Consider the following 13795-nt stretch of genomic DNA (forward strand, 5'->3'; position numbering starts at 1 on the left):
CTCTACGGGGAGACCCCTCCCCCGCTCGGGAGCGCGCCCGCTGCGGCGTGCTCGCCCGCCTCGTCGCCTCCTCCGCGGAACTGCGTCATGTAGAGCTCGTAGTAGGCACCGCGCTGCTTCAGGAGCGCCTCGTGCGCGCCCTGCTCGACGATCCGGCCCGACTCCATCACCAGGATGGTGTCGGCGTCGCGGATCGTGGAGAGCCGGTGCGCGATGACGAACGAGGTCCGGTCGGTGCGGAGCGCGTTCATCGCGTGCTGCACGAGCAGCTCCGTGCGGGTGTCGACCGAGGAGGTGGCCTCGTCGAGGATCAGCAGCGACGGGTTCGCGAGGAACGCGCGCGCGATCGTGATCAGCTGCCGCTCGCCCGCCGAGACGCTGCCGCCGTCGGCGTCCAGCACCGTGTCGTAGCCGTCGGGCAGCTGGCGCACGAAGCGGTCGACCATGGTGGCCTTCGCCGCGTCGACGATCTCCTCGTCGGTCGCGTCCAGGCGCCCGTAGCGGATGTTCTCGCGGATGGTGCCCTGGAAGAGCCACGCGTCCTGCAGCACCATGCCCACGCGCGAGCGCAGATCGCCGCGCGCGAGGCTCGTGATGTCGACGCCGTCGAGCAGGATGCGCCCTCCGGTGAGCTCGTAGAAGCGCATGACCAGGTTGACCAGCGTGGTCTTCCCCGCCCCGGTCGGACCGACGATGGCGACCGTCTGCCCGGGCTGCGCGGAGAAGGTCAGGTCCTCGATCAGCGGCTGCTCCGGGTCGTACGAGAACGAGACGCCCTCGAACTCCACGTGGCCGTCGGTGCGCTGCGGGAGCGACGCGGTCGCCGTCTCCGGCTCCTGCTCCTCGGCGTCGAGCAGCTCGAACGTGCGCTCGGCCGAGGCGACGCCGGACTGCAGCATGTTCGCCATGCTCGCCAGCTGGGTCACCGGCTGGGTGAACTCGCGCGAGTACTGGATGAACGCGGTCGCGTCGCCGAGCGTCAGCTGACCGGAGGCGACCCGCAAGCCGCCGACCACGGCGATGAGCACGTAGGAGAGGTAGGAGACGAAGGTCATCGCGGGCATGATCATGCCCGAGACGAACTGGGCGCCGAACGAGGCGGTGTAGAGGCTGTCGTTGCGGCGGTCGAACTCCTCGAGCATCTCGCGGTCGCGGCCGAAGGCGCGGACGATCTCGAGCCCGGAGAAGGTCTCCTCGATGTGGCCGTTGAGCGCGCCCGTGTTCTTCCACTGGGCGGCGAAGAGCTTCTGGGAGCGGGCGCCGATCACGCCCGCGATCACGCCCGAGAGCGGGATCGAGATCAGCGCGATCAGCGCGAGCTGCCACGAGACGATGAACATCATCGCGGCGATGCCGATGATGGTGAGCACCGACTGCACCAGCTGCGAGAAGGCCTGCTGCAGCGCCGTCTGGATGTTGTCGACGTCGTTCGTGACGCGCGACATCACGTCGCCGCGCTGCCGGGTGTCGAAGAAGCGCAGCGGGAGGCGGTTGAGCTTCGCCTCGATGTCCTGGCGGAGGCCGAAGACCACCCGCATCACGAGGCCGTTGAGGATGTAGCCCTGCGCCCACATGAGCACCGACGCGACGACGTACATCAGCAGCACGATGATGATCAGGCGGCCGAGGACCACGAAGTCGATGCCCGCGCCGGGCACGATGTCGGTCTTGGCCAGCATGTCGGCGAAGGTGCCGTTGCCCGAGGCTCGCTGCTGCTCGATGATCTGCTCGAGCGGGACGCCGGCGGGGAGCTGGGAGCCGATCACGCCGTTGAAGATCGTGTCCATCGCCTGCCCGAGGATCTTGGGCGCGATGACGGTGAGGACGACCGACAGCGAGACCAGGGCGACCACGAGGACCATCCGGGCGCGCTCGGGGCCGAGCAGCGAGAAGAGGCGCTTGGCCGAGGGCCAGAAGTTCTGCGCCTTGCGGGCGGGCGGCCCGTCCCCGAACATGCCGCCGTCACCCTCGCCGGGCTCGAACTCGGGCTCGGGGGACGTCGTCTCCTCGGGGACGGTGGTGTCGCGTGTGCGCGCCATCTCAGGACACTCCTTCGACGCTCAGCTGGGATTCGACGATCTCGCGGTAGGTCGCGTTCGTCTCGAGGAGCTCGTCGTGCGTGCCGCGGCCGACGACGCGGCCCGCGTCGAGCACGACGATCTGGTCGGCGTGGCGGATGGTCGACACCCGCTGGGCCACGATGATCACGGTCGCGTCGGTGGTGGCGTCGGCCAGCGACTCCCGCAGCCGCGCATCGGTCGCGACGTCGAGCGCCGAGAACGAGTCGTCGAACAGGTAGACCCGCGGCTTCGCGACGAGGGCCCGCGCGATGCAGAGCCGCTGGCGCTGCCCGCCGGAGACGTTGGTGCCGCCCTGCGAGACCGGCTCGTCGAGCCCGTGCTCCTTGCTCCGCACGAAGTCCTCGCCCTGGGCGATGCGCAGCGCCTCCCACAGCTCGGCGTCCGTCGCGTCGGGGCGGCCGAAGCGCAGGTTCGAGGCGATCGTCCCCGAGAAGAGGTAGGGGCGCTGGGGCACGAGCCCGATCACCTCGGCGAGCTGCGCCCGGTCGAGGGAGGAGACGGGCACGCCGTCGATCGTGACGGTGCCCTCCTGCGGGTCGAACAGGCGCGGCACGAGGCCGAGCAGGGTGGTCTTGCCGGCGCCGGTGGAGCCGACGACGGCCGTGGTGCGGCCCGGCTCCGCGACGATGTCGATGCCCGAGAGCACGGGGCGCTCGGCGCCCGGGTAGCCGAAGACGACCCCGGAGAACTCGACGCGGCCGCGCGCGGGCGTCGGGACTCCGCCCTCGGGCGTGGTGAGGCTGGTGCGGGCGTCGAGCACCTGCTGGATCCGCTCGGCGCAGACGACCGCGCGCGGGATCATCATCACCATGAAGACGCCCATCATCACGGCGGTGAGGATCTGGAGGAGGTACTGCAGGAACGCGGTGAGCGAGCCCACCTGCATCTGACCGGCGTCGACCCGCTGCCCGCCGAACCACAGCACGGCCGCGGTGGCCAGGTGCAGGATCATCATGATCGCGGGGAACATCAGCACGAAGATGTTGCCGACCTTGATCGACACCTCGGTGATCGCCGCGTTGGCCTTGCGGTACCGCTCGGACTCGAACGGCTCGCGCACGAAGGCGCGCACCACGCGGATGCCCGTGATCTGCTCGCGCAGCACGCTGTTGATCCCGTCGATCCGGTCCTGCATGAGGCGGAACAGCGGCAGCAGCAGGAACACCAGGAAGCCGACCACGACGAACAGCAGCGGCACCGACACCCAGACCAGCCAGGAGAGGCCGGCGTCCTCGCGCAGGGCGAAGACGATGCCGCCGACGCACATGATCGGCGCGGAGACCATGAAGTTGAGGGTCATCAGCACGAGCATCTGCACCTGCTGCACGTCGTTCGTGCCGCGGGTGATCAGGGTGGCCGTGCCGAAGCCGCCGACCTCGAGCCCGCTGAGCGAGTCGACGCGGCGGTAGACGTCGCGGCGCAGGTCGCGGCCGACGGACATGGCGGTGCGGGCGCCGAAGTACACGGCTCCGATCGCCGCGGCGACCTGCACGACGCAGACGCCGAGCATGGTCATGCCGGTGCCCCAGATGAAGTCGGTGTCGCCGCGGCCGATGCCCTGGTCGATGATCTCGGCGTTGAGGCTCGGCAGGTAGAGCGCGGCGAGCGTCGCGACGAGCTGCAGCACGACGACGGCGGCCACCCACCGCGCGTAGGGCTTCGCGTAGGCGGAGGCGAGGCGGAGCAGGATCATGGGTCCTCCGGAGGGGCGGAGCAGGAGCGAGAGGGGAGGGGACCGGGCTCGGGAGCGCCGAGGAGCCCGTCGGGCCCGCACGGCGCGGGCGGCGGCGGCGTCCGGACGGCACGACGAACGGCCGGTCGGGACGGCGCTAGACAACCATCGACCACCGACACCGGTTCCGCAATCCGCCGAGGGGATGACTCCCCCGGCCCGCGGCCGCCGGGACGCGCGGAGGACGCGCAGGAGACGTGTCGGCGGCGGCTCCTACACTTCCAGGATGCGCATCGCCACCTGGAACGTGAACTCCATCCGGGCCCGCACCGGCCGCGTCGTCGACTGGCTCGTGCGCGAGGACGTGGACGTCCTCGCCATGCAGGAGCTCAAGTGCAAGCCCGAGCAGTTCCCGCACGAGGCCTTCGCCGACGCCGGGTACCACGTCGAGATGGTCGGGCTCAGCCAGTGGAACGGCGTCGGCATCGCCTCGCGCCTGCCGATGGACGACGTGCAGGTCGGCTTCCCGGGCATGCCCGGCTTCGCGAAGGAGGCGGCGGCCGACGGCTCCTACCCGCTCGAGGCCCGCGCGATCGGCGCGACGGTCGACGGCGTGCGCGTCTGGAGCCTCTACGTCCCGAACGGCCGCGCGGTCGACGACCCGCACTACCTCTACAAGCTCGAGTGGCTCGCGGCCCTCGAGGCGAGCACCCGCGAGTGGCTGGCCGCCGAGCCCGACCTGCCGCTCGCCCTGGTCGGCGACTGGAACGTCGCGCCGCTCGACAGCGACGTGGGCGACCCGAGCCTCGGCCCCGGATCCACGCACGTCTCGATCCCCGAGCGCGCCGCCTTCGCCGCCTTCGAGGACGCGGGCCTGCGCGACGTCGTCCGCCCGCTCGTGCCCGAGGGCTACACCTACTGGGACTACAAGCAGCTCCGCTTCCCGCGCAACGAGGGGCTGAGGATCGACTTCGTGCTCGGCTCCCCCGCGTTCGGCGACCTCGTCACCGGCGCCTCGATCCACCGCGACGAGCGCAAGGGCGACGCCCCGAGCGACCACGTCCCGGTGGTGGTCGACCTCGACCTCGAGACGACCCTCGACGACGACCGCCCGATGATCTTCTGAGCATGGCCTCGTCGAAGAAGAAGCGCGCGCGGGCCGAGGCCGCCTCGGCCGGCGCCTCCCGCCCCGCCGCCCGACCCGCGACGGCGCGCCCTGCGACCGCCCGCCCCGCGACCGCCCGCCCCGGAGCCGCGCACGACGAGTTCCGGTCCGACGCCTACCGCTCGGTTGGCGAGATCATCGCCGCCGGGAAGCCGCGCCGGCGCCGCTGGGACCTCGTGCTCTCGATCCTCGGCTGCCTCGCCCTCGGCCTGCTCACGATCGTGCTCGGCTACCTCGCCGCGATCCTCTCGGTCTTCCCCGCGCAGTGCGAGGGCCAGAACTTCGCCTGCGACTTCGACCGGATCGACTGGGGCGTCTCGATCGCGCTGATCGGGCCGCCCGCGCTGACGCTGATCGCCGTGGCCGTGACGGTCGTGCGCTACCTCGTGGGCCGTCGCGCGTTCCTCGTGCCGGTCATCGGGTTCGTGCTCTGCATCGCCACCGCGTTCCTCGCCTCCTCGCTCGTGACGAGCTCGATCCCCGGGTCGGCGCTGGTCTAGCACCGACCCGGGGGGCGCGTCAGCGGTCGGAGCGGTCGGCGCTGGTCCAGCACCGACCCGGGGGCGCGTCAGCGGTCGGCGTGCTCGGGGCGCGATCGCGCGGTCAGCCGCAGGCGGGCTCGTCGTTCAGCGTGACCGCGGTGGGGTTGATCATCGGGGTCACCCGCACGGTCTGGTCGCCGAAGCCGGCGGCGTCGCCGGCGCTGAACTGCACGTCGAACGTCTCGGACTGGCCGGGCGAGAGCTGCACCGCGACCTTCGAGACGGGACGGCCGAGGTCGTCGAGGCTCTCGGGTCCGTAGCCGGTGCCGTCGGCCCAGGCCGCGCTCGACACCGTGGTCCCGGGAGGGCCGTAGACGTAGATGTTGGTGACGAAGTCGCCCAGGGGGTACGCACCGCGCCCGCCGGCCGCGGCGACGTAGCCGGGCAGTGTCCGAGCGACCGCCTTCGAGATCGTGTTGGTCACGGTGACGGAGGTGGTGAAGACCGCGCCCGAGGCGGCGCACCGGCCCGCGCTCGACTGCGTGACCGCCGTGCTCAGGTAGTAGTCCATCTTCGAGCCGCCCGAGGCGTCCTGGAAGAACACTCCGGTGGTCGTGCCGTCGGTCGTCGTCTGCGGCAGGACCCCCGCGATCGGCGTGGGCGCGAGGAGCGCCTGCTCGTCGGCGTCGGAGCTGTAGGCGAGGATGCGGCTCTCGTCGACCGCCTTCACGATCGCCGGGAGCATCTTCGTCGGCTCCATCTCCCCGCCGAGGATCTTGCCCAGGACCGTCGCGCTCGCCTCCGAGAAGAACTCGTCGGTGCGCTCGGCCACGACCGACTCCGGGTAGCGGAAGTAGACCTCGTTGAGCAGGGTCGAGACGGTGTTCTCGCTCGTGAGGACCGTGCCGTCGGTGAGGGTCACCGGCCCGGTCGAGCCGAGGAGGTAGGAGAGGGCGACGGGATCGATCGCGAGGACGCCGTCGATCCTCTGCTCGGGGAACTTCTGCGCCCAGAACTGGGAGGCGATCGAGGCGGCCGTCGGGAAGTCGGGGCGGCTGGTCGAGACGTTGAAGGTCGTCGCCATGTTCTCGCCGATGGTGTCGAGCGCGCTCTGGTCGACGGTGACGGGCGCCAGACCGCGGAAGTCGCCGCTGCCCAGCTGACGGCCGATCGAGATCGCGCCGCCGTCGACGTCGAGCTGCATCACCGACGACGCGCCGCCGCCCAGAGCCTGCGACTCCGCCAGGTTCTGGAACATCACCAGGTAGTGGCGCGGGCCGGAGGCTCCGAGGGAGTCGGGGAGGATCGCGGTGAGCGGCTCGACCTGCTCCATCGCCGCGGTGGCGGTGGCCAGCTGCGGAGTGAAGGAGTCGAGCGCGGAGGCGACCTGCGGCACCAGCGCGCCGCGGTCGATGCCCTCGACGCGGGTCTGCGCCGCGTCGACGACCTCCTTGGCGACGGTGATCTTCTGCGACAGCTCGGTGATCGCCGCGAGGTCGACCCTGCCGTCGACGGGCTTGAGGATGTCGAGCGAGGTCGTGGAGAGCGGCGTGACGATCCGGCCGGAGATGTCGTCGGCGATCTCGGTCGCGGCGCGGACCGCGGACAGGTTCGGCCCGAGGACGGGCACCACCTCCATCACCCGCCACACCGGGTCCTCGGTCTCGTCGCGCGCCTCGCCGGTGAGGGTCGCGATCCGGCCCGCGGTTTCCTCCGCCCCGGAGGTGTCGAACGTCGTCAGCCTGTCCGTCACCTGCGACACCAGCGGGATCGCCTCGGTCAGCTTGTCGCGGACGGTCATCGCCTTGTCGTAGGTGCGCACGCCGAGGAGCACCGCGACGACGGCGCCGATCAGCAGGACCAGGAGGACGATCAGCGTGATCCAGAGGCCGCGACGGCGGCGCGGCCTGCCGCGGGCGGAGCGGTCGGCGGACGTGGTGGTGCTCATTCGAGAGAGCCTAAGCGACGGTCGGCGGAGTGCGACCGGGCCCGCGCCACCGGCCCCGTCCCAGGACGAGGGACACGCGACGCGGATGCGCGGGCCGTCCGGCGCCTCCGCCGGGCCCGAGCGGGAGCCGGGGATGCTGCTCCGCTCAGCCCAGCAGGAGGGACACCCCGATGAGCACGGGCACCGCGGCGACCGTGGTCACGAGGGCCGTGTCGCGGGCGACGGCGACGCCCCGGTCGTAGCGCGAGGCGAAGGTGAAGATGTTCTGAGCGGTCGGCAGCGCGGCGGTCACCGTCACCACGAAGAGGTGCTCGGAGTCGAGGTGGAACGCGAAGCGCCCCAGCAGCAGCGCGACCGCCGGAATCACCAGCGACTTGAGCACGGAGGCGACGACCACCTCGACCCGCGCCGGCCCCGCCTCCAGCGGCCGCTGCCCGCGCAGCGACATCCCGAAGGCGATCAGCACCAGCGGGATCGACGCGTTGCCGATGATCGAGAACGGCTGCAGCACGGGCGCGGGCAGCTCGACGCCGGTGAGGGCGACGACGAGGCCGAGGGCGGAGGCGATGATCATCGGATTCCGCAGCGGCTGCGTGAGGATCGCGCCGACCGAGGTCCGCCCGCTCGTCGAGACGTCGAGCAGCGTCAGGATCGTCGGCGCGAGGACGATCAGCTGCAGGAGGAGCGTCGGGGCCACCCACTGCGGATCGCCCAGCACGTAGATGGCGACCGGCAGCCCGATGTTGTTGGCGTTGACGTAGGAGGAGGCCGCGGTCCCGATCACCGTCTCCGGCAGCGGGCGGGGGAAGAGCAGCCGCGAGGCCAGCACGTAGAGCAGGGCGACGGTCAGCACCGTCAGGAGCGAGACGAGCAGGAACGAGGAGAAGAGGACGGAGACGTCGGCCCGCGACAGCACGGTTAACAGCAGCGCCGGCGTCGTGACGAAGAAGGCGATCCGCGACAGGATCAGCCGGCTCTCGGGCGGGACGATCCGGAACCGCGCGATCAGGTAGCCGACCGCGATGACGACCCCGATGATCGAGAAGCCGGTGAGCACGCCCTCCACGCCGCCGCCTCCCCGCCGCGGCCCGTCCGCTGTCGCGCCTCCACCCTAGGCAGTGGCCGGGCGTTGCAGCGTCGGCGGGACGCGCCTACGGTGTGCGGCATGCCGCATCTCGAGGTCCCCGGCGCGAGCCTCCACTGGGAGGCGGACGGCCACGCCTCCGCGCCCGCCCTGCTGCTCGTGCACGCGGGCATCGCCGACCTGCGGATGTGGGACCCGCTCGTCCCCGACCTCTCGCGCGACCGGCTGGTGGTCCGCTACGACGTCCGCGGCGCGGGCGGAACGAGCACGGAGGACGTGGAGTACGACCCGCGCCGGGACGCCCTGGACGTGCTCGACCACCTCGGCGTCGAGCGCGCAGTGGTCATCGGCTGCTCGCGGGGCGGAACGCTCGCGCTCGACCTGGCGCTCGAGCATCCGGAGCGGGTGACCGGCCTGGTCGTGATCGCCCCGGGCCTGGCGGGCTTCGACTATCCCGCGCTGACGGCGGAGGAGGAGCGGCGCTTCGGGGAGGTCGAGGCGCTGGAGCTCGCGGGCGAGCGGGAGGCCGCGGCGATCGTCGAGGCGGAGCTCTGGGCCGTGGGTCCCGACCGCTCCGCGGACGACGTCGCTCCGGAGTTCCTCGCGCGGATCCGGGAGCTCGCGCTCACGGGCGTCGGCCACGAGGAGGAGGCCCCCCGCCCGATCGAGCCCTCCGGGCCGGCGGGTGAGCGGCTCGGGGAGATCGCCGTGCCGACCCTCGTCGTGGCGGGCGCGCACGACCTCTCGGAGTCGCTGCCGGTGTGCGAGCACCTCGCCGCCGAGGTGGGCGGTGCCGAGCTGCACGTGCTCGAGGACGCGGCGCACCTGCCCGGCCTCGAGCACCCGGAGGAGTTCCTCGCGGTGCTGCGGCCGTGGCTGGAGCGCCACGGGATCTGATCAGGCCACGGCGGCCAGGTCGAACGCCCAGTCCACGTAGAGCTCCGGCGGCTCGCCCTGCTCGACGAGGTCGATCCGGTCGAAGCCGGCCTCGACGCAGGTCGCGCCGGCGTCCAGGTCGCTCTCCGCCACGAAGGCGTGCACGAAGCGTGGCGCGGGGAACGCCGCCGCCTCCTCGAGCAGCATCCGCACGGAGTCCGCGGTGATGCCGCGGGCGTGCGGAGCGATGCTCCACGCCGCCTCGTAGGCGACGACGCCGCGCGAGCAGCCGTACCAATAGCCGATGGAGCCGACGGAGAGTCCGTCCAGCTCGACCACGTAGAAGAACGCGTCGCCGTCCGCCCAACCGCGCAGGTAGCGGTCGTGGCGCACGAGGATCTCGCTCTCGCTCTCGAGTCCGCCGCCCGCGTGCGCGAGGGTGTCGCGCAGGACGGAGGAGTCCGCCTGCGGCCAGGGGAGCAGGCGGAGGTTCTCGGGGTGGTGGTCGATGCTGGCTGTTCTCTGGTCGCTTCCGGGTTCGGGTCCCGTCACGCGCTCCGATCCTCTCTCTCAGGATGGCTCGCCGATCGAGCGCGCCGCCAGGGTGTTCGGCGCGCCTGTCCGATCGGATGTCTCCGCACTCGGGATGCGGACACGGTGTCGCCCCATCTTCGACCCGATGAGGGGAGGGAAACGGAAGCGGTGAGGAATCTAGCCCCGGACGGGGGGTGGCACCTGCACAACACCTGGGCAACCGCTGACCGCGGGGCCGGAGAGGGGCGGCGGAGACGTGCGCCCGCCCCCGCGAGATCGCCGCTTCGCTCCGCCGAGACGCAAGAAAAGCGCGCGCACGAGCCCATACGCTCGGAGTCGGAGCGCGTTCCGCTCCTGCAGCCCCGTATCACCAGCGTGAGGAGGATCACCATGTCGCAAGCCGTGCAGAGCACCGTCGTCGGAGAACCCGAGGTCGTCGAGGACCGCGTGGAGGACTCCGCCGCCTGGCTCGACCTGAAGGCCGCCGCCGCCGCGCTGCAGCCGCTCCAGTCCCTGGACGGCTCGCTCGCCGAGCCCGAGCGGCTCAAGGATGCGCGCACCCTCGTCGAGCGGATCGTCGCCGGCGTCCGCACCCTCGCCCCCGCGTTCCCGCACGACGCCGCGTACCTCGACGCGCTGGTCGTCGACCTCGAGCGCTGGAGCGCCGACGGCCTCGGCCTGCCGGACTTCCTCGACTCGCTCACCGCGTTCCAGCCGCAGCTCGAGCGCGTCGACGGCCGCCGCCACCTCGTCGTCTTCCCCATGTACACCCAGAACGGCAGCCGCGACCGCCACGTCGAGGCCGTCCTCGTCGAGGTCGTCTGGCCGCGGTTCGTCGCCGAGCTGGAGGCGGGCGACTACTCCAACGCCCTCTTCGTGCCCGTGCGCTTCGTCGACTTCACCGCCGGCTACGACACCGACAGCGCCGTGCTGTTCCCCGAGACGGTCGCGATGCGCTCCGTCCCGTCCTTCACCTGGGGTGCGATCTTCGCCGACCGCGAGGCGGCCCGGTTCCGCCGCGTCGTCACGGAGGCGGCCCGGATCACCCGTCTCGAGCTCCCGGAGGACGCGCAGCGCCTGCTGGCCGACCAGCGCCTGGCGGAGGAGTCCTTCGTGATGTGGGACCTCATCCACGACCGCACCCACATGCGCGGCGACCTGCCGTTCGACCCGTTCATGATCAAGCAGCGGATGCCCTTCTTCCTCTACTCGCTGGAGGAGCTGCGGTGCGACCTCACCGCCTTCCGCGAGGCCGTCGCCATCGAGCGCCGCCTCGGCGCGCTCGACCGCCGCGACGACGAGGAGGAGGCGCTGGCCGAGCGCTCGCGCTTCGTGCAGTACGCGATCCTGTTCGACCGGCTCTTCCGCTTCCCGCTCACCGGGTCGCGGGTGCGCAACTACGACGGCCTCGGCGGCCAGCTGCTCTTCGCCTGGCTGCACCAGCACGGCGTCCTGCACTGGACCGACACCCGGCTGGCGTTCGAGTGGGACGGCGTCGCCGACGTGGTCGTCGCCCTCTCGGACGCGATCGACGAGCTCTACTGGCGCTCGATCGACCGGCCGAAGACGGCGCACTGGCTGGCCGCGCACGAGCTGATCGCGGCCACTCTCACTCCGCACCCCGCCTCCGCCTGGGCCCGCGGGCTCCCGGACGAGGTGCTGCTCGGCGCCCCGCGCGGGCTCACCGACGCGGTGCTGGACGACGAGTTCCCGCTGTCGATGTTCTACGAGGCCCTCGGGAAGAAGATGGGCGACGTCATCGCCTCGACCCGGGGCATCACCGGCCGGGACTGACGTCGCGCCCGGGAGGCGGCGGGGTGCGCTCCTCCGCCTCCCGGGGCCCCGTCCGACCGGCGTCGGTTAGCGTGGGGCGCATGCCCTCAGGTGACGGAGCCGCGGACCCGCTCGACGCGGGCTGGATCCGGCGAGCGCCGAGCCGGGCCGGATACGTGCGCGACGCGGTCACCGCGGGGATCCTGCTGGTGGCGACGGTCGTCTCCGTCGCGCTGTACTCCTCGGCCGGATTCCCGGACGCGGCGCACCCCGTCGTCAGCGCCCACTGGGCCGTCCTGATGACCCTTCCCCTCGCGCTGCGCCGCCGGTTCCCCGCGAGCGTGGCGGCCGGGCTCTCCGTCGTCTACGCGCTCGGGATCGTGCTCCAGGTGCCGGAGTCGCTCTTCGGCCAGATCTGCCTGTTCCTCGCGCTCTACACGGTCGGCGCGTGGGGCCGGAACCGGCGCACGGCGCTCGTCGTCCGAGTGGCGATCGCGGTCGGGATGCTGGGCTGGCTGCTCACCACCCTCGCCACGGGCGAGTACTTCGGCAGCTCCGTGCCGGTCGACGACTCCCCCGGCCTGCTCTCGCCCTACGCGGCGGAGTCGGCCCTCGCGGTCGTCTCGAACCTGCTCTACTTCGGCAGCGCCTACGTCTTCGGCGAGGCGTCGTGGCAGTCGGCCCGCCGGCTGGAGGCGCTCGAGACGCGCACGGCCGAGCTCGACGACGAGCGGGAGCGCTCCTCGCGGCAGGCCGTGTCCTCCGAGCGGCTGCGGATCGCGCGCGAGCTGCACGACGTGGTCGCGCACCACGTCAGCGTGATGGGCGTGCAGGCGGGAGCGGCGCGGCGGGTGCTGGCGCGGGATCCGGAGCGGGCGGCGGCATCGCTCAGCGCCATCGAGGGCGACGCGCGCTCGGCGATCGAGGAGCTGCACCGCATCCTGGTCGCGCTGCGCGCCGAGGACGCGGTCCCGAATCCGCTCACCGACGCCGCGTCCACCCGCGGGGTGGCCCAGCTCGAGGAGCTGGTCGCGGCGTCCAGCGGATCGGGCCTGCCCACCGTCTTCCTCACCCTCGGCACGCCCCGCGAGATCCCCGCGACGGTGGGGCTCAGCCTCTACCGCATCGCGCAGGAGTCGCTCACGAACGTCCGCAAGCACGCGGGGCGCGGCGCGCACGCCGAGGTGCGCCTCCGCTACGCCCCCGACGCGGTCGAGCTCGAGATCGCCGACGACGGCGGGTCCGGCCCGCACCCGAGCGCTCCCGCCTCCTGCGGACTGGGGCACACCGGCATGAGCGAGCGCGCGGCCGCGGTCGGCGGCTGGATCGAGATGGGGCCGAGGGGCGGAGGCTACCTCGTGCACGCCCGGGTGCCGCTGTCCCCCGTCCGGGCGAGCGTGCCGGACGCCGACGACCCGGTACCGTCGTCGGAGACGTCGCGGGGGCGTCAGGAGCGAGCGAGCGGGGGCCGCCCATGACCGAGCACGTGCGCGTGCTGCTCGTCGACGACCAGGAGCTCGTCCGCGTGGGCTTCCGCATCATCCTCGAGTCGGAGCCGGGGATCGAGGTGGTCGGCGAGGCCCGCACCGGTCTCGAGGCCCTGCAGCGCGCCTCCGAGCTGCGCCCCGACGTGATCTGCATGGACGTGCAGATGCCCGGCCTCGACGGCCTGGCCGCGACCCGCGAGATCGTGGCCGACCCGCGCCTGTGCTCGCGGGTGCTCATCCTCACCACCTTCGACCGCGACGACTACCTCTTCGAGGCGCTCTCGGCCGGCGCCAGCGGGTTCCTGCTCAAGAACGCGTCGCCGGAGGAGCTGGTCGAGGCCGTGCAGGTGGTCGCCCGCGGCGACGCGATGCTCGCCCCCGACGTCACCCGGCGCGTGATCGAGCGGTTCGCGTCCGTGCCCGAGCACACGCCGGCCGCGGCCGAGCACTCCGGAGTGGCCGACCTGACGGACCGCGAGCGGGAGGTGCTCGTGCACCTGGCGCGGGGCTGGTCGAACGCCGAGATCGCGGCCGAGCTGTTCGTGGGCGAGGCGACCGTGAAGACGCACGTCTCGAAGATCCTGATGAAGCTCGGCGTGCGCGACCGGATCCAGGCGGTCGTGTTCGCCTACGAGCACGGGATCGCGGTGCCGGGGCGCCCCTGAGCGGTGGGCCGGGCGGTCGGCAGCGGGG

Annotated in this window: 11 protein-coding genes; 6 read left to right on the top strand and 5 right to left on the bottom strand. The window is 72.3% G+C overall.

Annotated elements, in window-relative coordinates; all coding sequences use genetic code 11:
• Positions 1-2: 2 nt before the first annotated feature.
• Both C5C25_RS11540 and C5C25_RS11545 read right to left on the bottom strand, forming a co-directional pair.
• Positions 3-2039 carry an ABC transporter ATP-binding protein gene (locus C5C25_RS11540; RefSeq protein WP_104250682.1) on the bottom strand — a complete coding sequence of 679 codons (2037 nt, stop codon included), beginning with the start codon at positions 2037-2039 and terminating at the stop codon, positions 3-5.
• Between the two features lies 1 nt (position 2040).
• Positions 2041-3774, bottom strand: coding sequence for an ABC transporter ATP-binding protein (locus tag C5C25_RS11545; RefSeq protein WP_104239193.1), 1734 nt, complete (start codon positions 3772-3774; stop codon positions 2041-2043).
• Positions 3775-4039: 265 nt separating this feature from the next.
• Between C5C25_RS11545 and C5C25_RS11550 the strand changes: the two genes are divergently transcribed.
• Together C5C25_RS11550 and C5C25_RS11555 are read left to right on the top strand one after the other, a co-directional pair.
• On the top strand, positions 4040-4879 hold the full coding sequence (locus C5C25_RS11550; RefSeq protein ID WP_104250683.1) for an exodeoxyribonuclease III: 840 nt from the start codon (positions 4040-4042) through the stop codon (positions 4877-4879).
• Between the two features lie 2 nt (positions 4880-4881).
• Positions 4882-5418 (top strand): hypothetical protein, encoded by a 537-nt coding sequence (locus C5C25_RS11555; RefSeq protein ID WP_104250684.1) that lies wholly within the window; start codon positions 4882-4884, stop codon positions 5416-5418.
• 103 nt (positions 5419-5521) lie between these two features.
• Here C5C25_RS11555 and C5C25_RS11560 read toward each other — a convergent pair whose 3' ends face one another.
• Both C5C25_RS11560 and C5C25_RS11565 read right to left on the bottom strand, forming a co-directional pair.
• Entirely contained in the window at positions 5522-7348 is a 1827-nt protein-coding gene (locus C5C25_RS11560; protein ID WP_104250685.1) for a DUF4012 domain-containing protein, read from the bottom strand.
• A gap of 145 nt (positions 7349-7493) precedes the next feature.
• The gene (locus tag C5C25_RS11565; protein ID WP_104250686.1) at positions 7494-8414 is read right to left on the bottom strand and encodes an AEC family transporter; all 921 of its coding nucleotides are present in this window, start codon (positions 8412-8414) and stop codon (positions 7494-7496) included.
• Positions 8415-8513: 99 nt separating this feature from the next.
• Here C5C25_RS11565 and C5C25_RS11570 point away from each other — a divergent pair, with 99 nt between their 5' ends.
• Complete coding sequence (locus C5C25_RS11570) at positions 8514-9329, top strand: alpha/beta fold hydrolase (RefSeq protein WP_104250687.1); 816 nt, start codon at positions 8514-8516, stop codon at positions 9327-9329.
• Here the strand turns inward: C5C25_RS11570 and C5C25_RS11575 are convergent, their stop codons facing one another.
• A complete protein-coding gene (locus C5C25_RS11575; RefSeq protein ID WP_104250688.1) occupies positions 9330-9860 on the bottom strand; it encodes a hypothetical protein in 531 nt (176 codons plus the stop codon). It abuts the gene before it with no gap.
• 372 nt (positions 9861-10232) lie between these two features.
• On the opposite strand from C5C25_RS11575, the gene C5C25_RS11580 reads away from it, so the two are divergent.
• The 3 genes from C5C25_RS11580 (at position 10233) to C5C25_RS11590 (ending at position 13767) form a co-directional block, all read left to right on the top strand.
• Entirely contained in the window at positions 10233-11636 is a 1404-nt protein-coding gene (locus tag C5C25_RS11580) for a DUF6421 family protein (protein WP_104250689.1), read from the top strand.
• A gap of 80 nt (positions 11637-11716) precedes the next feature.
• Positions 11717-13093 (top strand): sensor histidine kinase, encoded by a 1377-nt coding sequence (locus C5C25_RS11585; protein WP_104234378.1) that lies wholly within the window; start codon positions 11717-11719, stop codon positions 13091-13093.
• Positions 13090-13767, top strand: coding sequence for a response regulator transcription factor (locus C5C25_RS11590; protein ID WP_104250690.1), 678 nt, complete (start codon positions 13090-13092; stop codon positions 13765-13767). The genes C5C25_RS11585 and C5C25_RS11590 overlap by 4 nt, the downstream gene beginning before the upstream one ends.
• Positions 13768-13795 lie beyond the last annotated feature (28 nt).

This window comes from Rathayibacter sp. AY2B9 (genome assembly GCF_002931595.1).
Classification (GTDB): Bacteria; Actinomycetota; Actinomycetes; order Actinomycetales; family Microbacteriaceae; genus Rathayibacter.

Excerpts from the sequence above, each read along its gene's own strand:
- C5C25_RS11540 (WP_104250682.1), bottom strand. The coding sequence starts at position 2,039 with ATGGCGCGCACACGCGACACCACCGTCCCCGAGGAGACGACGTCCCCC.
- C5C25_RS11545 (WP_104239193.1), bottom strand. The coding sequence starts at position 3,774 with ATGATCCTGCTCCGCCTCGCCTCCGCCTACGCGAAGCCCTACGCGCGG.
- C5C25_RS11550 (WP_104250683.1), top strand. The coding sequence starts at position 4,040 with ATGCGCATCGCCACCTGGAACGTGAACTCCATCCGGGCCCGCACCGGC.
- C5C25_RS11555 (WP_104250684.1), top strand. The coding sequence starts at position 4,882 with ATGGCCTCGTCGAAGAAGAAGCGCGCGCGGGCCGAGGCCGCCTCGGCC.
- C5C25_RS11560 (WP_104250685.1), bottom strand. The coding sequence starts at position 7,348 with ATGAGCACCACCACGTCCGCCGACCGCTCCGCCCGCGGCAGGCCGCGC.
- C5C25_RS11570 (WP_104250687.1), top strand. The coding sequence starts at position 8,514 with ATGCCGCATCTCGAGGTCCCCGGCGCGAGCCTCCACTGGGAGGCGGAC.
- C5C25_RS11580 (WP_104250689.1), top strand. The coding sequence starts at position 10,233 with ATGTCGCAAGCCGTGCAGAGCACCGTCGTCGGAGAACCCGAGGTCGTC.
- C5C25_RS11585 (WP_104234378.1), top strand. The coding sequence starts at position 11,717 with ATGCCCTCAGGTGACGGAGCCGCGGACCCGCTCGACGCGGGCTGGATC.
- C5C25_RS11590 (WP_104250690.1), top strand. The coding sequence starts at position 13,090 with ATGACCGAGCACGTGCGCGTGCTGCTCGTCGACGACCAGGAGCTCGTC.